Annotated in this window: 19 protein-coding genes and 1 pseudogene; 8 read left to right on the top strand and 12 right to left on the bottom strand. The window is 66.0% G+C overall.

Annotation, left to right across the window (positions count from 1 at the left end; all coding sequences use genetic code 11):
• Nucleotides 1-26 precede the first annotated feature (26 nt).
• Together AC3A4E_RS02400 and AC3A4E_RS02395 are read left to right on the top strand one after the other, a co-directional pair.
• Nucleotides 27-746, top strand: a complete 720-nt coding sequence (locus AC3A4E_RS02400) for a DUF4329 domain-containing protein (RefSeq protein ID WP_487629980.1) — start codon at nt 27-29, stop codon at nt 744-746.
• A 76-nt stretch (nt 747-822) separates the two neighbouring features.
• The gene (locus tag AC3A4E_RS02395; protein ID WP_487629979.1) at nt 823-1,149 is read left to right on the top strand and encodes a hypothetical protein; all 327 of its coding nucleotides are present in this window, start codon (nt 823-825) and stop codon (nt 1,147-1,149) included.
• A gap of 278 nt (nt 1,150-1,427) precedes the next feature.
• Here AC3A4E_RS02395 and AC3A4E_RS02390 read toward each other — a convergent pair whose 3' ends face one another.
• Nucleotides 1,428-1,685: a hypothetical protein gene (locus AC3A4E_RS02390; RefSeq protein WP_487629978.1), complete on the bottom strand. Its 258-nt coding sequence runs from the start codon at nt 1,683-1,685 to the stop codon at nt 1,428-1,430.
• Nucleotides 1,686-1,876: 191 nt separating this feature from the next.
• Here AC3A4E_RS02390 and AC3A4E_RS02385 point away from each other — a divergent pair, with 191 nt between their 5' ends.
• The 3 genes and pseudogenes from AC3A4E_RS02385 to AC3A4E_RS02375 all read left to right on the top strand — a co-directional run.
• Nucleotides 1,877-2,710, top strand: coding sequence for a restriction endonuclease (locus AC3A4E_RS02385; RefSeq protein WP_487629977.1), 834 nt, complete (start codon nt 1,877-1,879; stop codon nt 2,708-2,710).
• Nucleotides 2,711-2,765: 55 nt separating this feature from the next.
• A complete protein-coding gene (locus AC3A4E_RS02380; protein ID WP_487629976.1) occupies nt 2,766-3,062 on the top strand; it encodes an excalibur calcium-binding domain-containing protein in 297 nt (98 codons plus the stop codon).
• A 27-nt stretch (nt 3,063-3,089) separates the two neighbouring features.
• A pseudogene (locus tag AC3A4E_RS02375) lies at nt 3,090-3,339 on the top strand (IS4 family transposase); the annotation flags it as partial.
• Nucleotides 3,340-3,383: 44 nt separating this feature from the next.
• On the opposite strand, the gene AC3A4E_RS02370 reads toward AC3A4E_RS02375, so the two are convergent.
• Nucleotides 3,384-6,800, bottom strand: a complete 3,417-nt coding sequence (locus AC3A4E_RS02370) for a P-loop NTPase fold protein (protein ID WP_487629975.1) — start codon at nt 6,798-6,800, stop codon at nt 3,384-3,386.
• A 421-nt stretch (nt 6,801-7,221) separates the two neighbouring features.
• On the opposite strand from AC3A4E_RS02370, the gene AC3A4E_RS02365 reads away from it, so the two are divergent.
• Together AC3A4E_RS02365 and AC3A4E_RS02360 are read left to right on the top strand one after the other, a co-directional pair.
• Nucleotides 7,222-7,404: a hypothetical protein gene (locus AC3A4E_RS02365; RefSeq protein ID WP_487629974.1), complete on the top strand. Its 183-nt coding sequence runs from the start codon at nt 7,222-7,224 to the stop codon at nt 7,402-7,404.
• Nucleotides 7,405-7,573: 169 nt separating this feature from the next.
• On the top strand, nt 7,574-8,443 hold the full coding sequence (locus AC3A4E_RS02360; RefSeq protein ID WP_487629973.1) for a hypothetical protein: 870 nt from the start codon (nt 7,574-7,576) through the stop codon (nt 8,441-8,443).
• Nucleotides 8,444-8,496: 53 nt separating this feature from the next.
• Here the strand turns inward: AC3A4E_RS02360 and AC3A4E_RS02355 are convergent, their stop codons facing one another.
• Complete coding sequence (locus tag AC3A4E_RS02355) at nt 8,497-9,579, bottom strand: DUF1615 domain-containing protein (RefSeq protein ID WP_487629972.1); 1,083 nt, start codon at nt 9,577-9,579, stop codon at nt 8,497-8,499.
• Nucleotides 9,580-9,862: 283 nt separating this feature from the next.
• On the opposite strand from AC3A4E_RS02355, the gene AC3A4E_RS02350 reads away from it, so the two are divergent.
• Entirely contained in the window at nt 9,863-10,822 is a 960-nt protein-coding gene (locus AC3A4E_RS02350) for an alpha/beta hydrolase family protein (protein ID WP_487629971.1), read from the top strand.
• 31 nt (nt 10,823-10,853) lie between these two features.
• Here AC3A4E_RS02350 and AC3A4E_RS02345 read toward each other — a convergent pair whose 3' ends face one another.
• The 9 genes from AC3A4E_RS02345 to AC3A4E_RS02305 all read right to left on the bottom strand — a co-directional run bounded on the left by AC3A4E_RS02345 (nt 10,854) and on the right by AC3A4E_RS02305 (nt 20,640).
• The gene (locus AC3A4E_RS02345; RefSeq protein WP_487629970.1) at nt 10,854-11,909 is read right to left on the bottom strand and encodes a hypothetical protein; all 1,056 of its coding nucleotides are present in this window, start codon (nt 11,907-11,909) and stop codon (nt 10,854-10,856) included.
• Nucleotides 11,910-12,208: 299 nt separating this feature from the next.
• Nucleotides 12,209-12,709 carry a hypothetical protein gene (locus AC3A4E_RS02340; RefSeq protein ID WP_487629969.1) on the bottom strand — a complete coding sequence of 167 codons (501 nt, stop codon included), beginning with the start codon at nt 12,707-12,709 and terminating at the stop codon, nt 12,209-12,211.
• Between the two features lie 34 nt (nt 12,710-12,743).
• Nucleotides 12,744-13,388: an ankyrin repeat domain-containing protein gene (locus tag AC3A4E_RS02335; RefSeq protein WP_487629968.1), complete on the bottom strand. Its 645-nt coding sequence runs from the start codon at nt 13,386-13,388 to the stop codon at nt 12,744-12,746.
• 187 nt (nt 13,389-13,575) lie between these two features.
• The gene (locus AC3A4E_RS02330; RefSeq protein WP_487629967.1) at nt 13,576-15,324 is read right to left on the bottom strand and encodes a Tle-like phospholipase domain-containing protein; all 1,749 of its coding nucleotides are present in this window, start codon (nt 15,322-15,324) and stop codon (nt 13,576-13,578) included.
• Between the two features lie 104 nt (nt 15,325-15,428).
• Entirely contained in the window at nt 15,429-16,298 is an 870-nt protein-coding gene (locus AC3A4E_RS02325) for a type II toxin-antitoxin system RelE/ParE family toxin (RefSeq protein WP_487629966.1), read from the bottom strand.
• A gap of 162 nt (nt 16,299-16,460) precedes the next feature.
• Complete coding sequence (locus AC3A4E_RS02320; RefSeq protein ID WP_487629965.1) at nt 16,461-17,036, bottom strand: hypothetical protein; 576 nt, start codon at nt 17,034-17,036, stop codon at nt 16,461-16,463.
• A 71-nt stretch (nt 17,037-17,107) separates the two neighbouring features.
• Nucleotides 17,108-17,548 carry a DUF3597 domain-containing protein gene (locus AC3A4E_RS02315; RefSeq protein WP_487629964.1) on the bottom strand — a complete coding sequence of 147 codons (441 nt, stop codon included), beginning with the start codon at nt 17,546-17,548 and terminating at the stop codon, nt 17,108-17,110.
• 84 nt (nt 17,549-17,632) lie between these two features.
• Nucleotides 17,633-18,394 carry a trans-aconitate 2-methyltransferase gene (tam, locus tag AC3A4E_RS02310; RefSeq protein WP_487629963.1) on the bottom strand — a complete coding sequence of 254 codons (762 nt, stop codon included), beginning with the start codon at nt 18,392-18,394 and terminating at the stop codon, nt 17,633-17,635.
• A gap of 119 nt (nt 18,395-18,513) precedes the next feature.
• The gene (locus AC3A4E_RS02305) at nt 18,514-20,640 is read right to left on the bottom strand and encodes a putative bifunctional diguanylate cyclase/phosphodiesterase (protein WP_487629962.1); all 2,127 of its coding nucleotides are present in this window, start codon (nt 20,638-20,640) and stop codon (nt 18,514-18,516) included.
• Between the last annotated feature and the right edge of the window lie 108 nt (nt 20,641-20,748).

Raw genomic sequence — 20,748 nt, 5'->3', positions numbered from 1 at the left:
CAGGTGTCCAGTCACGGGTACGCCCCATGAGCCTCGATCCCATTTCCGGCGGTGCCACCGCCGCGACCCAGCACCTCGCCGCCGCGCAGGCCAATCCGGCGCGCGACAACCCGCGCTACGAGCAGGTCGTCGACACGCTGGTCGCGTCCACGGCTACCGAACAGCAGCGCACCCACGCCTACGACCTCGTCGCCGGTCTGGAAACCGCCAATGGCGGCACGCTGACCGATGAAGTCCTGACCGGGCGCGCCGCAATCGCCATCGCCGACGACCGCACCGTGCCGGTCAACGTGTCCGAAGTCGCGCCACTGGTGCCGCCGGGCACCACGCTCGGCCCGTTCGCCACCAGCGAAGCGGCGGCCATCGCGATGATGGAGTACTCCAACCCGCTGTCGATCGAGATCAACCTCGAGAACGGTGGCCTGGTGTTCCGCGATCCCGATACCGGCCAGTTCCACGTCACCACGCCGATGGGCGGCACGCTCGACGGCTTCAATCCCGGCCAGGTGCCCCAGCCCGACGGCATGGAGCTGGTCGCGTGCTACCACGGCCACGCCGATTACTCGAAGGCCGACGGCACGCGCACCGACAAGGCGGGCGACGAGTTCAACAGCGACCAGTTCTCGGCGCAGGACAAGCGTCTGGCGGACCGGGGCGTCTGGGGCTCGGAGATCTACGTCTCCACGCCGAGCGGCGATTTCCGAAAGTATGATGGCGTGACGCGCCAGGACACCCTGATCAACTGACGGCGCATCGCGGGTCTACGCGCACCGCACTTCGCTTGCCGGAGGTCTCACCATGGTCTTCAACAGGATCCTGCTCATGAGCACGCTCGCCTTCGCTTCCCTCGCACAGGCCGCCCACGGCGCCGGTGCCACCCCCGCCCCCATCGAACTCGACGGCGCACGCGCCGCTGCGCTGGCTGCGGCCGTCCCGGTGTTCAAGGACAAGCAGCCCGACGCCGACCTCGCGCATTTCCACGTACACGTGCATCCCGCCGAGGACGGCACGTTCCAGGTGATCTTCGAGCCGCATCAGGCCGACGACGGCGCGGCTGTGGCCGGTGGCCGCACCGCACACGGCCGCGAACTGAATGTCTGGATCAAGGCGTCGGACAACACCCTCGACCGGATCGCGTTCGCCCGCTGAGACGCGTCCATCGCAGCCTCCGCGCCGTCTTGGCGTGGGTTCCACCGCATCGCCGCCTCCGGGCGGCGATGTGCGTTCCAGCGGCGGCAGGTCCTGAGGCCTGCCGCGCAGCGCGGGCATCGATGTGTTGCGGCCACGACCTGACGGACATGGCGCGCATCCGGCCGGACTGATCATGGCGTTGCGCCATCTGTCCGTGTCAGAACGATCCAGGCAGGACCTGCACCCGCCGGCATCACACGCCTCCGTGCGTGTCCGCCCCGCACGTCGCACATCACCTACTTGTTGCGTGACGCCTGGATCTCGGCGGCTTTCTGCGCGAGTTCCCGGACCTTGGCCTCGCGTGCCTGTTCCGCCTTCCGCAATGCGTCACGCGCCTCGCGGATCACTTCCTGCGCGAGGCTGTGGCTGGTGTGATGGCGCTTCATGTCCATCGCGGCGGTCACGCGCTGGTGCGCCTTTTCGATCGCCTTGTCGAACCGGAACAGCGGCGCGTTCGAGTTCTGCGTCAACGGTGGGTCGTAGGTCTTCTTCATCGGGGCGTCTTCCTCAACAGGGCGGCACGATAGCCCGGTTGCCGGCCCACGGCACGCGGCGCGTCGCCGACTGCAGGTGCACGCCGCTGCCCTGCACCGCAACGGCGTACTGCCGCATGCGTCCGTTTGCCCGGAGATTCCCACTGCCCGCCTGACGCGCTATGGTCGCCGCCAGGGGAAGGGGGATTCGCATGGAACGCGGACGTCGCGGTTTTTTCGGCGACCTGGCACGGCTGCCGTGGCCGGTCGCACTGGTAGTCGGACTCATCGGATACGCAGGCATCCGGCACGGCGTGCCGGCATTCTTCGCGCGTCAGGACGGCCCGTTCGCGCAAGCGCTGGCAAATGCGAGTGCATCGCTCGCGCCGCTCGCATGGATATTCCTCGCGGCATGCGCGCTATGCGCGCTGGTGGCATTCGCCAATGCCCACAAGCGCCGCCGCCTGCTCGACACCCGCACCGGCCTCGATAGTCTCGCGTCCATCGGCTGGCGCGATTTCGAACGTCTCGTCGGCGAAGCCTTCCGTCGTCAGGGCTACAGCGTCGAGGAAACCGGTCTGGGCGGCGCCGACGGCGGCATCGATCTGATCCTACGCAAGCACGGCCAACGCACGCTGGTGCAGTGCAAGCAATGGCGCCGCGAGAAAGTGCCGGTGAACGTCGTGCGCGAAATGTACGGCCTGCTCAACCACCACGGCGCACACGCCGTGCGCATCGCGACCGTCGGCGGATTCACAAGGGACGCTGCGCGCTTCGCCGCCGGCAAGCCGATCGAACTGATCGATGGCGCCACCCTGCTGGCAATGATCCGCGACGTGCAGACCGCAGCCCGCGCGCCTGTGCCGCCATCGACGCCGATGCCCGCGCCCCGGATCGAACCCGCGTTCGCCAACGCCATGACGGCCATCGCAGCGACACCCGATTGCCCACGCTGCGGCAGCGCGATGGTCGAACGCACCAACCGCCGCGCAAACAGCACCTTCTGGGGCTGCACGACGTTTCCCACATGCCGCGGCACGCGATGACCGTTGCCCGCGGTTATCGCTGTTCCCCTTCGCCACCGACCAGGCAGAACCCGCCATGCGCTTTCTGATCGTGCTGCTGCTCGTCGCCGCCGCCGCGTGGGGCGGCTATCGCCACTTCCATGCGCCGGAACCTGTGGCGATGACACCGATCGCCGCGACCGCCACGCCACCGCGAGCCGCACCGACGCGTGTATTGCCGACGCCGGCCCGGAGCTTCAGCTGCGATGGCCGCCAGCACTGTTCGCAGATGCGGTCCTGTGAGGAAGCGACGTTTTTCATCCGCAACTGCCCGAACACGAAGATGGATGGGGATAAGGATGGGGTGCCGTGTGAGTCGCAGTGGTGCGGCTAGAAGTGAATCTGGAACCCTTAGCTCCTAGGTGCTCGGCTGCAGATGCTTCTTCTGGTGAGCACGCTCGCGAGCTTCGGCAGCTGGCTCGCAGGCCTGGGCTGCGAAGCGACCGGCGTTGCGCACTGGCTCTCACCCCGCCGCAGCACGCGAGCTCTGCTTGACCATGCTCATCGAACGCGAAGCGCTGGTCAGACGATGGCCGCTTGAACCCGCATCCAGATGGCTGGAATGCAAACGATCACTGCCCATTAAAACGTGGGGAAACCTTAGAACGTGATCCAGTTCTTCGGACTCAATACTCCGCTAACTCCATCCTCACTTCTAATCTTCTTGTCTATCGGCATCATCCGGGGTAGATATCACAGGCTCAGGAAGGCCCAGCGCTTTGCGGATCTCGCATCTCCATGAGCTTCCTTCTTCGTCGATACCCAAGCCAATGAACTCCTGGACCTCACCTAGAACATCTTCCGACGCGTTAGCAAGTGCCGTCTGTAGCACGAAGCTACATTCTCCAAGAAAGTCTAAAAGCAGTGGCGATCTGGACTCAATCAGTGGCAGCAGCAATTTTCTGGCTACTACATTTGGATGCTTCGCAAACGGAAGACGCGCAATAAAGCCAGGACAGCTCCTAAGGGCATCCTCAGCACCCTTAGCAGTCGATATAGAATCCTGCAACCGCTCTAGGACGTCATAACCAAGGCCCTCGAGACTATGCTTAGGAAGAGCGCCCAATAAGCTGTCGAGATCCGCGTGAAAATCAATAGCTCCCGAGAAAATACCGATCACATGCTCGCAGAGCGGCGTCCTTATTTGGGCCGGTGGAATCTCAAAACCGTGCTCACCTGTGGAACGCGCACTTAGAACACCTAGCAACCCAGAGCGAGTAGCGAGCGCCTCTGACCATGCAGCTCGGTCCAGAGCCTTAATCCAGGCGTCAAATGCACTCATGAAATTTATCCACCCCGGCTCAGCCCTAGATAATAAATCCTCAACAAGGTCTGCCGAGACCACAGACATATCAACTGATTTCAGCTCCGAAGATAATTTATCTCCCTCGACATTCTGGAGAACAATATTAATGTCTTGACCTAGCAAAGATCTCAAAAAAGCGTGGCAATCAATGATTGTCCGCAATGATACTGGGTAGTAATCGCTCCCGCGTATCCACTGCCCAATAATCGATGCCACAAGCCCATTGTGATCCGGCCGCTGCGATGCGGAATTGATCCACGCATCAAACTTCCTCCATTGGACTCCGCGCTCAATAACGGCATCCAGCAGGGCTGCTTCGTCCGTTCCGCCAGCCAAAATATCTCTTGAATAATCTCTCTGCACATTCAACTGGCCCAACTGCGGATGATTCACCGCAATCTTCGGAAAAGGCCTTGAGCGATAGTAATCCATGATCTCAAACAACAGTGCCGCCCTGAGACCAACCGGCGACTCATCAGGATCGCTAAAGCGATGAAGCGCGTAGAAAAAGCTCCCGCCCTTCATTATTGCGGCCCGCGCCGCTATAGAACGCTCATCATTTAAATTGTCTTCTAAAAGAAGTCGGAAACACCAAATCAATCCCTCGAGAGGCGCTCCGCCCTCGGAAGAGACTCTGTCAGATACGGCAGTGGCAGCTTTCTCAACTAGCGCAGGCACTTCATCGTTATCTACAAAGTGGCGTAGCTCAGGCCACGCATAGTAGAACTCATATGGACGCTTGGCCAACCTTGATTCTAGTGAAAGCAAGATAACGGGTGATGGAATCTGCGCGCTCTTTAGGTCGGAAATTGATAGCGATACGGTGTCTGCATCGTACGCAGCACCAACCAAAAACTCCCTCCCCCTTGGAACAACGATGGTCGCTAACGCCGCGCGTGCGGCCTCTTCACCATGTTTTTCCTCCAAAGCACTCAACATGGAGCCTATTAGGACGATCCATGAAGCTCCCATCTCAAACGTAAGGTCATCCTCTTTTTCTGGATAAGAACGATATAGCCATCTCGAAACACCAGAAGTCCAGCGCACAACCTCGTGAACTGAGCAAACTTTAATCAGCCCACTTAAATCCTGAATGTCTTTTAGCTCTGCCGATTTCGATGGGACTAAGTTATCTATTTCTTGGAACAATCTAGATTTACAGTCTAAGGTACTCAATGCCAGCGGATCCAGAGCCCCCAGATTCCTGCAGGAGTTTTTGAATTGGGTCGGCGAGTTGCTCGCCCACGCCTTTGCGAACTCGTTGTAAACATCAGGAAGAATGACGTCAAAGCCAGGCGCAGAGGAGAGTTCTTTTGCGAGGTCTTCATCATCGCCCGTAAAAGCTTCTTCAATTTTCCTATTCAGTAGAACCTGAAGCGCTACCCTAGGTTCTACGTTAAAAGAAAGTGCCGCCAGGTTCTTGAAGATGTCTTCGTCACCAGCAAGCTCTATGAATCGCCGGTCGAAACTATCTTCGCTTCTCAGTAACTTCGGATCTCTCTCTATCGCTGATCGGTGAACAAGATAGGTAGCGATAGTGGGAATTGAGATAATCTCGTCCCACTGCTCCCAAAGAATTGCCAGTGCATTAATAAAAGATATTGTGTGCCTGGGTGTGGCGGCGTCATCTGCGCGAGAAAGACTAAAGATCTTATAGGCTCGGTATACTTGCTCATCCAGGACCCCGTCGCCCAGCGCTTCCCGTAGCTTCGTGCGAAAAAAATCGGCCGCGTCTGCAACTACGGGCGGAGATACAAAGAAAATCGCATCGAAGGACTTTCTGAAGATGTCTTCGTAGTCACTAGTATCCTCATTTTCCGCACTTAATGCCCTTAGAACATGAATTCTGTCATATGGAACAAGTACGGTTATTTTCTTTGACGGATCATCATCGAGCTTACTGGAGCTAAGCACCGACCTAACATCTGACCACGCACTGGAGATCCTGTCGGACGGGAGCCTGTCAATATTGTCGAAAACAACGATTACGCGACGATCTATCGTCTGAAAGCAAGACAGAATTTCTTTTAGTGTTTTCTCAAACTCGTGCTGACTAGGGTCCACTTCTCTAATATTCTGCTTAATGTGAACAACCTCGGCTTCCTTCGAGAATACAGATAAAGTAGCGGACGCAGAGTTAACAAACGTATTGAGCCTGTTACCTGCTTTTGGTCGAAGGGACCTGTACTTGATTACTACGATCCCTAACGTTATTACCGCCATGACGCAAAGGGCAGCCAGAGAAAGTAAAGATAATGCCCCATTGCCCGGTGCATTTACCGCCGCAGGACTAATCCACATGTACGCGGTCGGAAGAACTAGTAAGAACAGCAAAGCGACCAATCCAAAGGCGCTGAAGACCTTATTGCTTGATGTCTTTGTCTCGACTGATCGGTTTCTAATTCTGTCCCTAATATCGTTTATTTCTGCCGCATTGGATCCTTCAATCCCTTCGAGCCAAGAGATTATTTCTTCGAGGAAAGATCTTCGAAATCCACTATTTTGGTTGACCCAGAAATCAAAGGTGAAGACGTGATAGCGCTTGGGAGAGTTCCCGGAGTGAAGTAATTCACGCGCAATCTGGACGATAGTCGACTTTCCGGATCCCCATCGCCCCTCCAGGCCAATTGATCGCGTTTGCTCGTCAAACTCCGTTATCGTTTCCGCGAGAGACTTGGCCGTTCGCATGTGCCCGCCACCCGAGAATGCATCCTCTGCACTGGGAAGATCGAACAGAACTTTTCTTCGTCTTTGTGTGCCTGCCATCCGTGCCCCCCCCTCCGTCGTTCACAGCAATCTACTTCAACTACGCTGCGATTTGCCATTAATTAGTAGTGAGCTTGAAGCTTAGGCAACCAAGCTCGTTTGTGGGATTGGTTCTAGGACGAGAACGGGGGTCAGATTATGATTCTTCTAAATCTGGCTCCGGCGTGAGGGCGCAGATCGCGGTTCCAAGTTCACTTACGGCGCGAACTAGATAGCCGTTGGACATGGAGGTCCCCTGCGTTTTTTTCGTTTGTAGGGCTTCTGGCGCCCGAAATCGCGTGGGCTCAGTCCTGCCGCTATGGCGACATCAGCTACGGCCAGCCGCAGGACTGCAGCGTCATCACCCGAGACCAGCGTGCCAATCCTTACGCGCATCTGTTCCGCAACCTGCGAGCAGAGCGACGCGCGGACGAAGCAGAGCGTGGCGCGGATCATGGGGCGGCCACAGCCTTCGACCCGCGTGTTGAGCGTGCCGGCGCATGGCACCGATGACGCGAAGCGCTACGGCGTTGCATGCATCAGTGGCCTGGTGATGCTGCGCCTGCCGAACGGCTGGCAGCAGGCGTTGGACACGGAGCATCGCTACTACACGTGCCGAAGCTGATCAGCGCGGCACGCCCACCGTGTGCTCGTGACCGGACTGGCGAGTGGCGTTCGACGCGCCGGGAAGGTGCGCAGAGCGGAGACACGACGGGCGGATGATTTGAACTCTGGTGATCTGTTCGCCGCCAGACGCCGTAAGCCAATGCAGACCAATCGCGGGAGTGTCTGCAATGCGCATCGTGAATAGGGTGGTGATGCTGCTGGCCTGCCTTTGGCTGGCCGGGTGTGCGACAGGCTTTCCGCGTGCCGCCGCGCCGTACGTGGCGGCCGACGGACTGGATGGGGCGGCGGTGCTCGCACGGAGCGTGGAGGCGCATGGTGGTGACCTGCGCAAACGCAGTGGCGACCTGAATTTCGCGAGCGACGGGCGGTGGGAATCGCTGATCCAGCGCATCCAGCCCGTGGTCACCGATGCGGGGTACCGGGTGACGGCCGACACACGGTACGCGCCGGCGCAGGGCCTCCACGCGATCCGCTCGCAAGGGCCCAAGGGCATCAAGCAGGTAGTGCGCAGGCCCGGCAGCATCGAGGTGTACTACGACGGCGTGCGTGCGACCGACCCGGAGACGCTGCAGGCTGCGGCGATGACGACCGATGCGTTCGAGTTGTTCCACTTCGGGCCGTCATTCCTGGCCGCCCGCGCGACACAGGTGACGCGCATGAGCGATGTCGAGGACGGCGGCCAGCGCTATGCGCGCGTGCGGGTGGAGATCGCGCCGGGCTTCGGCGAGGCCGCGAACGATACGGTGATCGCGTGGTTCGATGCACAGACGCACCTGCTGCACCGCGTGCATCTGACCTTGAACGGATTTCCGACCACGCAGGGCGCGCACGTGGACACGACGATGACCGGCTATCGCGCTCTGGATGGCGTGATGCTGCCCACGCGTTTCCATGAGCGCGTGCGCGGACCGCTGCGCATCGATGCGCACACCTGGTGGGTGACCGGACAGGACGCCGACCGCGGCTGGCAGACCGGGGACGTAGCCAAGGGTGTCTTCACCGGCGCCGCGGCGCGGCCGGCTGACGCTTTGCGATAACGGTCCGCCCGGGTTCGTCCTGTGCGCGCCGGCCTGACCGCCGGGCGCGCGGCTCACCGCCGCATGCAGCGTTCCCACCGCTCCTGCACGCGGTTGGCGAACCACGCGGTCGTCAGCCTCCGGGTGATCTTGGGGCTCTCCAGCACGATGCCCGGCAACACGGCGCGCGGCAGCCGTGTGCCGGCGGCTGCGTCGGCAAGGGCGAAGACGCGGGTGTACAGCGTGGTCTCTTCGAAACCGGGTGTGGCGCCCTGCTCCAGCGCGCGGCGGATCTGCGCGTCAGTTATGTCGATGCGGCCACCCAGCGCGCGCACGGCGCGCTCGGTGGCGCCGGGGGTGTCGAGATTCGCGCCGGGCATCAGCAGGTCGCCGTCGAGTGCGAGGTCGATGCCCGAGGCTTCGGTCACCGCGTTCTGGAAGGCGGCGTTGCGGCTGGCGTACCAGCCGGCGTTGAAGTCGGCGAAGCGGTACAGCTGTGTCTCGTAACTGGCGGGATAGCCCAGCAGATGCGTGGTGCCGAAGTACAGGCCGCCGCGACGTGTGAACACTTCCTGGCGGATGCCCTGCGCCACCGGATACGGGTAGCCACGCGCATGCGATTGCGCGAAGTCGATGCGGACCTGCATGGGACCGCCGGTGCGCACGGGATTGAGGCCCGCGAACAGGCGCCTGCCCAGCGGCACGACGCCGATGAAGTCTTCGTAGAGTTCGCTCAGGTCGCGCTCGGTGCGCACGCGCTCCAGCCGCTGCGCATAGGTACGGCCATCGGGCGAGTCGAGCCGCAAGGCGGCGTTGAGCAGGAAGCCGGGCACGTGCAGCGCACCGGCGCGGCGGTCGATCTCGGCGCGGGCGATCTCCGGCAGGCCGGGCACCGCGGGATCGGCGGTGTAGGTGCTTTCCTGCTCGGTCACGGCCAGCACGGCGCACAGGTGTTCGCTGGTGGGCGCGATGTCCTGCGCGGTGAGCGCGACATAGACGTCGTTCGCCCAGCCCGCGCGGTCGTCGAGGCTGGCCGGCAGCTTGCGCAGGATTTCCGCGCGCACATCGTCCGGGCTGCGCTGCATCTGCAGCGGCGCCTGGCTGGCGCAGCCGGCGAGCAACCCCAGTGCGACCAGGACGGACAGGATTCGGGTCATGGCAGGCGCAGTGCAGCGAACGGTGCGGCATCGTGCCAGACGTGCTGCGAAGGGCGTCGGGTCGATGGCTGTGGCGGCCATCCGGACGACGGCGACGACGAGATCAGACGCAGCTGCGGCGGCGTGTTGGAGACGCCCGGCGAACGCGAGTCAGGCGCTGACCGGGCACGCGCGCCGTGTCGACGGCGCATCCGGCGTGCGCGCCTTGCATGCGTGGCCTTCCGTACCCCGGCACTGCGTTGAGGTTCTGGACGGTCGCGTCGCGACCAAGGGGAATGCCTGCATGACCAGCGGACGCCGTCTTTCCGTTCTTGCCGCCGCCGTCGTGCTGACGGGCCTCGCGCTGCAGGCCACACCGATGCGGGCGCAGACGACGGCCGCGGCGCCTGCGCCGAAGTCGGCGATGCAGATCCAGCAGGACGCCGATGCAGCCGCGCCGCCGCCGACGGCCACCTTCGCCTACGGCGCAGGCCCGCAACAGCGTGGCCAGTTGCGGATTCCGGATGGCAACGGGCCGTTCCCGGTGGCGATCGTGATCCACGGCGGGTGCTGGATGGCGGACCTCGGCGGCAGCGGGCTGCCCGGTCTGTCGGAGATGTTGCGCAAGCGCGGCATCGCGACCTGGGACATCGACTACCGGCGTGTGGGACATCCGGGCGGTGGCTGGCCGGGCTCGTTCGAGGACGTGGCCGCCGGCATCGATCATCTGGGCACGGTAGCAAAGGGCCAACCGCTGGATCTGGATCGCGTGGTGACGGTCGGCCATTCGGCCGGTGCGCTGTTCGCGTTGTGGGCGCCCGCCCGCAGTCAGCTCGCGGCGCCGTGGACGCCACCCGCAAACAGTCCGCGTATCAGAGCTGCCGTGGCGATCGACGGGCCGGGTGCACTGGCGCCGATGATCGGCATCGATGCGCAGGTCTGTGGCCAGCCGGTGATCGTGCCGTTGATGGGCGGCACGCCTGCGCAGCTGCCGGATGCGTATCGCGCGGCGAGCCCGTCGGACCATCTGCCGCTGGGCGTACGCCAGTTGTTCGTCACCGCCGAGCTCGGCCCCTTCATGCAGGGCTACATCGACATGGCAAAGGCCGCAGGCGATCCGGTCGAGGTGTTCGCGCCGCCTGCGCCCGACCACTTCGACATCGTGACGCCGGGCCTGGCGAACGGCGAGGCGGTGGCGGACTGGATTGCGGCGCAGGCGTTCGATGCGACTGCAACGCCGGCACCGGTGCGCGAAGCGCCCTGACCGGGCGTCGGCGCGACCGGGCGCGGCGCCGTCAGAACAGCACCGCGCCGACCTGCAGACGGCCGTCCGCGCCCTGGAAGAACGCGACCTTCGTGGTGGTGACGTCTTCGGCGCCGGGATGCGCACGCCAGACGATGGGGTCGGGCACGATGCGCAGCAGGCGGCCGCCCGCCATGCGTTCGATGCGGAACCGGTCGGGACCGAGCACCAGATCGAGCGGCTGCAGTGTCAGGCCGTCGGGCGCGAGCGCCGCGAAGGGCCTGGTCCTCGCGATGAACGTCTCCATGGACCAGCCGTAGGTCGAACGTGCGATGTGCTGCCACGTCGTGCCGTATGCGGCCTGCACCCGCGCGTGGTCACCCGTGTGCAGGGTCGCGTGCAGATCGCGATAGGCCGCCAGAAGCGCCGCGCGGGTGTCCGGTGTGTCGGCGATCACCGGGGCCTCGGCCCATGGCGGCGCCGGCAGCGGATCGTCGAGCTGGAAATGCGCGGTAACCCGGCGTGCGCGCTGCGCGTCGGCGTCCCAGCCGCTTGCCAGTTCGTAGGCATCCTGACGGTCTTCGCCGACTTTCATCGGTGCGGTGGTGCGTGTGTCCGGCGGCAGCCCGGCGTGGGTCTTGTCGGGGAAACGCACCGCGTTGTCGCTGTCGAGCGCGAGGTTCAACAGGGTCACGCGATCGCGTGCGCGCGTTGCGGAGTCGACGCGCACCAGGGTCGCGGCGAAATGGAAGTCGGGGCTGGCGACGTTGTAGGCGAATGGCGAGCCCGCGACGGACACGAAGGTCACGTCCACCTCGTTGCGCCCTTCGCGCAGGTAGGCATTCACCGGCAGCGTGAGCGTGACATCGCGTGCCTGGAAGTCCCGCCAGACGGTTACGCCGTTGAGCCGGATCGACCAGTACGCGCCGCCACCGGCCAGCGAGATCGAATAGCTGGCCGGGGCGGCGGCGTCGGATGCCGGCGCCGTGACGTCTTCGGCTAATACGCCTTGCGTGTACACGGCGAGGCAGGCGATCAGCAGGGCAGCGATGCGCGTCGTGATGCGCGCAGGCGGGCGTGTGGAAGTGGCGTTGCGTCGGGCTGGCATCACGGGCGTCCTTGTCGGGTGTGCGGGCGCTGCACGGGCGATGGTCCGGATCCCGATCGGCAGACGGTCGCATCGGCGCGCGACCGACGTCGAGGTGCTGGTCAACCGGTCGGGATCACGCATCGTAGAGGGTGCGATGTGCCGCCTGTGCGCAGGCCGGTGGTGGCACGCCCGGGTGCGGGGTGCGGGCGAGTGCCCGGGCGCACCACGTCAGACGTTCCGGCACGCATCTTCGACGTCGATCGCGTTGCATGGAGTGCGCGCGCAGGCGTGCCGGGAACCCTGCTCCGTTGCCGGCGCTACCCGTCGCACGCAGCCGCTTCGCGTGGCTGCAGCACGAACACCGTCTCGATGCCGCTGCCGTCCGCGACCTGGTCGGCGATGCTGCGAGTCACCGGCAGCGCGCAGCCGAGCACTTCGCCGGGCGGCACCGTGCCGGTTTCGGCGCGTAGATAACGGGTTTCGATCCGCAGGTTGCCGTTGCGCTGGTAGGACGGCCGCATGACGCCGCCGTCGCATTCGACGATGCACTGGATCTGCCCGCTGCTCTCGCTGCAGCCGGGCTGGATGCGGAACTCGCGATCGTCGTCGAGGAAGCGGACGCGGATGTCGTAGTCGGTCTGGGCGGTGTCGCGATTGTCGATGGTACGGACCCGGATCTCGCGCACCTGCTGGCGGGGGTGCGCGGCCAGATGCGCAGCGTCGTAGGTGCGGGCGTAGCAAGCGGCCGGCTCGCGTGCGGACGCAAGGCCGGCGAGCCCGGCCAGGACGACGGCGGATGCCAGGACTGCAATGCGCATCGGCGAACTTCTCGAGTGCGCGTCGCGTGCCGTGTCAGTGCGTCGTCGCAGGACCCAGACGTTCGCGGATCCACTCGTAATCGCGCCGCACCGGTGCGGCCAGGACCGAGGGATCGCCGTCGTAGAGATAGCTGTCGACGGTGGCGCCGGTGTCGTCGGCCACGCGCGGGTCGGCGCCGGCTTCCATGAAACGCTTCACCGAGGGAATGTCGTTGACCAGCGCGGCTTGGTGCAGCGGCGTGGTGCCGCTGCGGTCGCGGACGTCGAGCTTCGCGCCTGCCGCCAGCAGGCGGTCGATGTTGTCGGGCTCGCGGGCGCGCAGTGCATCGAACAACGGGGTCTGGCCGTTGCGGGTGTTGGGCACGTCGACCGGCACGCCCTGCTCGAGCAGCAGGGCGATCCAGTTGTCATCCTTGGACATCGCCGCTTCGTGCAGTGCGGTGCGGCCCTTGGCATCGCCGCGTGCGGGGTCGGCGCCGAGTTCGAGCAGCAGGCGCACGGCGTCGCGGTCGCCCTGGCGGATCAGCCAGTTGAGCGCAGGCGTGCCGGCTTCATCGGTGGCGTTGGCATTGGCGCCGGACGCGAGCAGTTCGCGGGCGAGCGTGGCGTTGCCTTCGCGTACGGCGGTGACGAACTGCGCCTGTGCGGGATTGTCGAATGCGCGCGCGTCGTTGCTCATGGAGTCGTGTCCTTGCGTGCAGCCGGAAGCCGCCAGCATCAGTGCGGCGAGCAGCAGGTGCGGAAATGGGCGGCGGGTCATGGTACGCAGCATGCCGCAGCGCGCGTTAAGACGCGCGCAGGTGCATCAGGCCGGAACAGGTACGCATCCGCTTCGCAGGTGCGTCGCGCGCAAGGCACGCGACGACTCAGTTGAAGGGGTTGAGGAAGTCGGCCACCTTGCCGGCGCCATCGGCAATGCCGCGGCCGACATTGCGCGCGCCGTCGGAGACGTTGCGGGCCACGTCACCGGCGAAGTCGCTGACGTTCTGGCCCACGTCACCGGCGAAGTCGGCCACCGCTTCCACGCCGTCGCCGAGCTTGTCGGCGGCCACGTCGAGCACGTCACCGACGCCATCGGCCACATTGCTGACCACGCTGCCGGTGCCTTCAACGAAACCGGCAACTGCGTTGGCGGGCGTCTCGAGACCGCTGATGCGGCCCAGGTCACGCACGAATCCGCCTGCGGCATTGGTGGTGTTCTGCATCGTGTCGCCGAGCAGGCTCACCGTGCCGTCGAGCACATCGCCAACGGTGTCGAGGCCGGCATCGGCGACGTCACCCAGCAGGCCGGAGGTCGCGGCAATCGTGCGGCCCTCGGAGATGCCGTCGATGAATTCACCGGCCCCGGTCTTCAGGTCGGAGAACGTGCCGGTCAGGTCCCCGCCCAGATCGACGACCTCTCGAATGCCGGAGGCCAGGGCATTGAACTGCAGGTCCGCATAGGCATCGACTCCGGCGGCGAGCGTATCGGTGGCGACGGAGGTGGTCGCACCGACGACGTTGCCGAGTGCATCGCTGCCGTGGTCGACCAGGGTGCTGGCACCGTTGAGCAGACTGCCGACCACCCAGCTCTGCGGGGTGGCACCGGGGCCGTTGCGCATCTGGTCGCCCAGCGCGTCCATGCCGGTGGCCAGCGTGCCGCCGGCGGTATCGATGCCGGTGTTGACCAGGCCGCCCAGCACCTGCCCGTTGCTCGGGCCGAGCGACGGATCGGTGGGCGTGGCGTGTTCGAAGGCCTCGACGTAGACCGCATCCGGTCCGCCGCCGCCATGCAGGTCACCGAAGCCGGTGCCCGGCGGCGGGTCGATGCGCAGGGCATGGCCCACGGCGTCGGGCGGGGAGCCGATGACCGGCAGCAGGGGGATGTCTTCCTGGGCTGCGGTGAGCTGGTCGCCGTTGACGGCGTAACGGCGCACCTGGCCGCTGTCGGCGACGGTGTCGCGGATGTCGTTGGGGTTGAAGCCCAGGCTCTCGAGGGTCTCGTTGCTGAGGCCCGAGGCGTTGAAGGTCACGGCGGAGGCGCCGGTGGCGAGCGCGGCAGCAGAAGCCAGGCCGCCGCCGAGCGAATGCCCGGTCAGCGCGACGTTGCCGTCGCCGAAGACATGCTCGGCGCGCTTGGCCAGCTCGATGGCGCTGCTGTACTGCTCCGAGTCCAGGCCCACGCCCTGCTGGCCGTTGTTGACCCAGTCCATGATCTGGCTCTGTTCCATGCCGACTTCCGAGCCGCGGTAGGCGACCACGTAGCCGCCGTCCTCGTGCTGGTAGATCTCGGCGTGGAAGCCGGAGCGGTCGTCGGTGAGCAGGTCGGGATCGATCGGAATGCGGTTGCCGTGCTGGTCGGTCAGGCTGACGCCGTCGGCATGCGGGGTGAGCGCGCTCCAGCCGGCATCGGCCAGGGCCTGCTTGTACTCGGGGCTGTCGGGCGCGTAGGCGCCGTTGGCCATCATCGCCATGAGCTGGTCGCGGGCGTCCGGCGAGGTGCCCTGGAGGCTCTCGCTCAGGCCGTGGGTACCGGCGCGGTAGTCATCCGCCACCGGCGGCGGGGGCGGCGCGGTCTGCTGCTGTGGCAGGGCGTAGACGCGGCCTGAATCGGCGAGGGCAACGGAGGGCGCCATGGTGCGTCCAGTCGGCAGGGAGTCAGAGCCAACATTAGACGCCTCGCCACGCGCGCAACACTCGGGCCGACCCTAGCTGTCCGCCCGGCTGCGGACGCGTCCGGTCAGCGGTACGGGCCCGGTCCCCGCCACATCACTTCGCCGCGGCGATAGACGCGATGGAAGCCGATGACCTCGCGGGCATCGCCGATGTTGGCCATCTCCGGATCCTCCGGCGAGAGCATCCGGCAGTCGCTGGATTCGCGGCGGATGGCGGTCTCCAGCGGGCAGACCATGTAGTCGCGGGTACCCGGCAGCGGAATGAAAAGCTCGGTGATGCCCTGGTCGCGCCACTCGCGCAGGCGGGTCTCGCTGGTGGTGTCGTAGACGACCTGGTAGCCGCCGACCTCGAGACTGGGCCGATCGGAGACCGAGTCGCGGCCCCGCCCCTGCCCGATGCGCGACGTGCGCTCGGTGCCGGCGTTCACCGCGGCGGTGGCCTCGGGCAGCATGCCCGGCGGCTGGCCCCAGACACGCGATCGACGCTGCGCATCCGGCGGACTGGCGGCGGCCTGCGACTGCGCGGGCTGCGGTGGCGTCGGCGGGGCCGGCGGCGCAGGGCGCGGCGGACGCACCTCGGCCGTGGACTCGACGGGCGCGGCTTCGTCAGGCGGCAGCGGCTCGGCGGGGTCATCGACGCGTGTGGTCTGTACGCGCGAAGTTGCCGGCGCGGCCTGCGCGGGCGGGGTCTGCGGCGGCGGGCTCGGAACGGGTGCGGTCACCGGCTGCGGCGGCGTGATGCCGATGTACTCGACCGCCATCGGGCTGCCGGCCGACGACCCCTGCGGCTGGGTGAAGACGATAGGCTGCGAGGTCAGCATCAGATACGCGAACAGCACATGCAGCACCGCGCTGACGAACGCGGCGATCCAGGGTTGCAGACGTTCGATCCGGGACGGTGCCCGGCCACCTGCGCGGCGCTTCGCTTTGCTCATGCCACCAGCGATGCGTCGGGGGTGCGGGCCTTCATGCGGAATCTGAGGGTACGGCGTGGGGAACCGCATCCTAACGCGGCCGCGTGCGGGATTTCGTGCAGGCGCGCCGGCGCTTCAGGTGGGTGAGGCATGTGGTCCGTGCCGCACCCCGTGCAGGGCCACTCAGTCGACCTCGGACGGTCGTGCGGGGCGCAGCGTTGCGCCGTCCAGTACGGCGGCCCAGTGCGCGATGTCAGCCTCTGGCGTGCCTGCGCGGAGTTCGATTTCCGCCGCATGCAGGGCAGTCGCGCTGTCCTGCGCCAGGCCGAGCATGACGGTGTCCTCGGCGCGTCCGGTGGCCAGCACATAGACGACGCGATCGTATCCGTCGCGCCGGCTGCGCTGACGGATGTCGACGGCGAGACCCGGCACATGCCCGGCCAGCCAGGCATGCACGCGCTGCGGCATGTCGCGGGCGGCATACGGCGCGAGCGTGGCGTCGAGGGCGGTGACCGTGATCGCATCGAACGGTGGCCGCGTACCGGCGGAGGCCAGCGGCCTGTATTGCCAGGTTGCACTGCCCGCGTCGCGCGCGAAGCTCACGGTCCAGGCGGCGGGGTCGAGCGGAAGCTGCAGATGGGCATACGCCGTACCCGGGAACGGGGCATCGTCGACGGCGGTCGCGCCGATCGGCAGGGCGACCAGCAGACACGCGGCCAGGCGCGCGGCGACAGGGAGGCGGGAGCGGTGTGCGGGCATGCCCGCGAGCTTAACAACGGTGTGATGCGGAACAGCAGGCGACGCCGCTGCCGGCGTCGCCTGCGGGTGGTTCAGTCCTTCAGCTCGTCCGGCACCTTGCCGCCGTTCTCGGCCAGCTTGCGCATGACCGCCTTGTGCAGCGCGATGTTCTGCTCGGCACTGCCGTGCGCACCGGCGGACACGCCGAGCTCCTCGGCCAGTTCCTTGCGGGCAGCGAGGTCGGAGTCGAGATCGAGCAGTTTCAGCAGGTCGACGATCGAATGGCGCCAATCGCTCTTGCCGCCCTTGGTCTCGGCGATGCCGGTCAGCACGGCCGCCACATCCACCGGCTCGGCAGGCGGCGCGGGCGTGGGGGCCGGTGCAGGTTCGCGGGCGGGCGGCGAGACCTTGGGGTCGTGCTCGCTGCCGGTGAAGATCACCGCCTGCGGCTTGCTCGCTGCCGGTGCGGGCGCTGCGGCCGGGGCGGCTTTGCGGCCGAAGATGCGATCGGAAATTCTGGAGAACAGACCCATGGGCGAAACTCCTTCTGGTGGGAGCGGGATTCTGGCGCGTGATCCGGAAACTTCCGATGAAAGCCGTGTGGCAGATGCGTGCGATCAGCGCTGGGCGATCACGAACAGGCGCGGAAACGGCAGCAGCACGGTGCCGTCCGCATCGGCCGGCATTGCCCGGGCGATACCGTCGAGGTAGTCGGCGAGGAATGCGGCGCGACCGGTGTCGTCGAGCAACGCGAGCCAGGGCCCGAGCGCGGAACCGGTGAACCACTCCACGACCGCCGCGTGGTCGGGCATGGGGTGGAAATAGGTCGTGCGCCAGACGTCGACGCGCGCGCACAAGGGCCGCAGCAACGCGTGGTACCAGGCGGCCGCGTGGCGGTCCGGATGCCGGACGTGTCCGATCTTCCCGGCCCAGCGCGGCAATGCGGCCAGCGCGCGTGCGACCCGGTGCGGCGGCTCGTCCAGATTGTCCGGGGTCTGCACGGCAAGACAGCCGCCGGTGTCGAGTTGCGCGAGCAGGTGCGGATACAGCCGCGCGTGGTCGGGCAGCCACTGCAGCGACGCGTTGGCGAGAATCACCCCGGGCGGCCGCGTCGCCTGCCAGGCGCCGATGTCGGCGACCTCGAAGCGGGCCTGCGGCAGGCGCGCACGGGCTGCACGGATCATGTCGTCGGCGCTGTCGATGCCCAGCAGGTCGGCGTCGGGATAGCGCGCCGCCAGCGCCTGGGTGGAGTTGCCCGGCCCGCAGCCCAGGTCGACCGCGTACGGCACGTCGGCGCAGGGAATGGCGCCGACGAGGTCACGCGCCGGACGCGTGCGGGCGTCCTCGAAACGGCTGTAGAGCGAAGCCGACCAGTCCATGCGGGTCTCCTGTCCGGGGGCCGGCATGATCGCCGGGCGCTGCCCAGCGTACGTGCACGGGCATGACGCCCGCGGCCGATCCGGACGACGCTGCCCCGTCACGGCGTGTGTTGCGCCGGTCAGGAGTCCGACGTCTGGTCGGCGTGTGCAGCTTTGCGACCGGCACCTGCCGGAACGCGCGGTGGGCGGATGCCGGATGCCGGCTCCGGCCTGCCGAAGTGGTAACCCTGCAGACGCCTGCAGCCCATCCGGATCAGTTGCTGCGCCTGCCCGGCGGTCTCGACGCCTTCGGCCACCACGTCCATGCCCAGCTGACCGGCCAGCAGGATCACCGACTGCACGATGACCGCGTCGCGGGGGCTGCATTCGATGCGGCCCACGAAGCGGCGGTCGATCTTCAATTCGTGCGCCGGCAACTGCGCCAGATACGCCAGGCTGGAATAGCCGGTGCCGAAGTCGTCGATCGCGATGCGCGCGCCGGCCTGCCCCAGCCGCTCCAGCAGTTCGATGGCACGGTCGGGCTCCTGCATCGCCATCGACTCGGTGATTTCCAGCGTGAGTGCGTGTCGCGGCATGCGGTGGCGGCGCATCGCGTCCTCGACCTGGGCCACGAGCTGGCCGCTGCGGAACTGCACCGGCGAGATGTTCACCGCGACCGACGGCACCTCCAGGCCCGCGTCGCGCCACACCGCGTACTGGCGACAGGCGGCATCGAGCACCCAAGCGCCCAGTTCGACGATCAGCCCCATGCGCTCGGCCACGGCGATGAATCGCATCGGCGGCACCATGCCCAGCTGCGGATGGGCCCAGCGCGCCAGCGCCTCGACACCAACCCAGTGCCCGTCGATGCCGTCGATCTGCGGCTGGAAGTGGAGCTGCAGTTCGTCGTGTTCGAGCGCGCGCCGCAGTTCGTGCGCCAGTTGCCCCTGCGCCTGCGCATCCTCGGACATACCGGGCAGATACAGGCTCACCAGATTCCGGCCCGATTGCTTGCTGTGGTACATCGCCGCGTCGGCATGCGACAGCAGCGCGTGCGCGGTCGTGCCGTCGTCGGGATAGAGGGACACGCCGATGCTTGCGGTCACGCGCACGCCGTCGTAGCCGTCGAGCGTGAGTGCGCCGCCGAGCTGGCGCAGCACCTCGTCCGCCACCTCGGCGGCGTGCATCCGCGAGGTCACCGGCGACACCAGCACGAACTCGTCGCCGCCCAGCCGGGCCGCCGTTCCGTTCTCTCCGGGCAGCGCCCGCAGCAGGCGGGCCACGCGCGCGAGCAGCATGTCGCCGACCGGATGCCCGAAGGCGTCGTTGACGCCCTTGAAGCCGTCGAGGTCGACGTACATCACCGCGAACGTGCCGCCGTCGCCCAGTGCGCGCACGATCATGCCCTGCACCCAGCCGAGCAGGAGGCGACGATTGGGCAGGCCGGTCAGCGTGTCGTGCGAAGCCAGATGGGTGAGCTGCGCGTTCGCATCACGCAGCGACGCCGACAGCCGGCTGGTGCGCTCGTGCAGCACGCGGTCGAGCGTGCTGACCGCGATCGCGGTGCCCAGCACCGCGAAGGTGATCACCGTGACCAGTGTGGCGAGGGTGTCGGGCGTCAGTCCATCGCGCAGCACGGCGCCGCAGATCGCACCCGCCTCGAAGCGGGCGCCCGCCATGCCGGTGTAGTGCATGCCGACTATGGCGGTCCCCATCACAAGTGCCGCCAGCGCGTGGTGCAGGTGGGCGCGCGGTGTGTGGTCGCGGATCCGGTCGGCAATCGCCAGCGCCGCGCCGGCGGCCAGGATCGCCACCAGGATCGATGCGATGAACCAGCCCGGGTGGTAGTCGATCGCCGGATACATGCGCATTGCCGCCATGCCGACGTAATGCATCGCCGCGATGCCCAGGCCGATCGCCAGCGCCCCCAGCACCAGTCGCACGGTCGTCAGTGGGCCGCGGGTCACCAGCCACAGCGCGTAAGCCGAGGCCACGATCGACAGCAGACAGGACACCGCCGTGACCAGCGGGTCGTAACCGATCGGAATCGGCAGACGGAACGCGAGCATGCCGATGAAGTGCATCGACCAGATGCCGACGCCGAGCGCCAGCGCACCACCTGCCAGCCACCATCGGCGTCCGGCCTCGTCGATCGCGGCGCGGATGCGGCCCAGCGTCGTCAACGCCGCATAGGACGCTGCGACCGCGACAACGAAGGAAATCGCCACCAGCGACCACGCGTACTCGCCTGTCAGACCACTTTGCATCCAGGGCCTCCCCCCAACGCACCGCCACCTCGACACGACCTGTTGCAGGGCGTGTCAGGCCCATTCTGTTCAGGTTACATCGCGATGTGCGGACTGTCGTGAGAGAAA

The organism is Luteimonas sp. Soil_N_1 (genome assembly GCF_057656255.1).
This window is presented reverse-complemented; position numbering and strand designations above follow the sequence as displayed.

Bases quoted from the DNA above. Each gene is read 5' to 3' on its own strand.
- AC3A4E_RS02370 (WP_487629975.1), bottom strand. From the start codon at position 6,800: ATGGCAGGCACACAAAGACGAAGAAAAGTTCTGTTCGATCTTCCCAGT.
- AC3A4E_RS02390 (WP_487629978.1), bottom strand. From the start codon at position 1,685: ATGAAGAAGACCTACGACCCACCGTTGACGCAGAACTCGAACGCGCCG.
- AC3A4E_RS02320 (WP_487629965.1), bottom strand. From the start codon at position 17,036: ATGCCCGCACACCGCTCCCGCCTCCCTGTCGCCGCGCGCCTGGCCGCG.
- AC3A4E_RS02385 (WP_487629977.1), top strand. From the start codon at position 1,877: ATGGAACGCGGACGTCGCGGTTTTTTCGGCGACCTGGCACGGCTGCCG.
- AC3A4E_RS02400 (WP_487629980.1), top strand. From the start codon at position 27: ATGAGCCTCGATCCCATTTCCGGCGGTGCCACCGCCGCGACCCAGCAC.
- AC3A4E_RS02330 (WP_487629967.1), bottom strand. From the start codon at position 15,324: ATGGCGCCCTCCGTTGCCCTCGCCGATTCAGGCCGCGTCTACGCCCTG.
- AC3A4E_RS02360 (WP_487629973.1), top strand. From the start codon at position 7,574: ATGCGCATCGTGAATAGGGTGGTGATGCTGCTGGCCTGCCTTTGGCTG.
- AC3A4E_RS02345 (WP_487629970.1), bottom strand. From the start codon at position 11,909: ATGCCAGCCCGACGCAACGCCACTTCCACACGCCCGCCTGCGCGCATC.
- AC3A4E_RS02395 (WP_487629979.1), top strand. From the start codon at position 823: ATGAGCACGCTCGCCTTCGCTTCCCTCGCACAGGCCGCCCACGGCGCC.
- AC3A4E_RS02350 (WP_487629971.1), top strand. From the start codon at position 9,863: ATGACCAGCGGACGCCGTCTTTCCGTTCTTGCCGCCGCCGTCGTGCTG.
- tam (WP_487629963.1), bottom strand. From the start codon at position 18,394: ATGGACTGGTCGGCTTCGCTCTACAGCCGTTTCGAGGACGCCCGCACG.
- AC3A4E_RS02315 (WP_487629964.1), bottom strand. From the start codon at position 17,548: ATGGGTCTGTTCTCCAGAATTTCCGATCGCATCTTCGGCCGCAAAGCC.
- AC3A4E_RS02325 (WP_487629966.1), bottom strand. From the start codon at position 16,298: ATGAGCAAAGCGAAGCGCCGCGCAGGTGGCCGGGCACCGTCCCGGATC.
- AC3A4E_RS02380 (WP_487629976.1), top strand. From the start codon at position 2,766: ATGCGCTTTCTGATCGTGCTGCTGCTCGTCGCCGCCGCCGCGTGGGGC.
- AC3A4E_RS02305 (WP_487629962.1), bottom strand. From the start codon at position 20,640: ATGCAAAGTGGTCTGACAGGCGAGTACGCGTGGTCGCTGGTGGCGATT.
- AC3A4E_RS02335 (WP_487629968.1), bottom strand. From the start codon at position 13,388: ATGAGCAACGACGCGCGCGCATTCGACAATCCCGCACAGGCGCAGTTC.
- AC3A4E_RS02340 (WP_487629969.1), bottom strand. From the start codon at position 12,709: ATGCGCATTGCAGTCCTGGCATCCGCCGTCGTCCTGGCCGGGCTCGCC.
- AC3A4E_RS02355 (WP_487629972.1), bottom strand. From the start codon at position 9,579: ATGACCCGAATCCTGTCCGTCCTGGTCGCACTGGGGTTGCTCGCCGGC.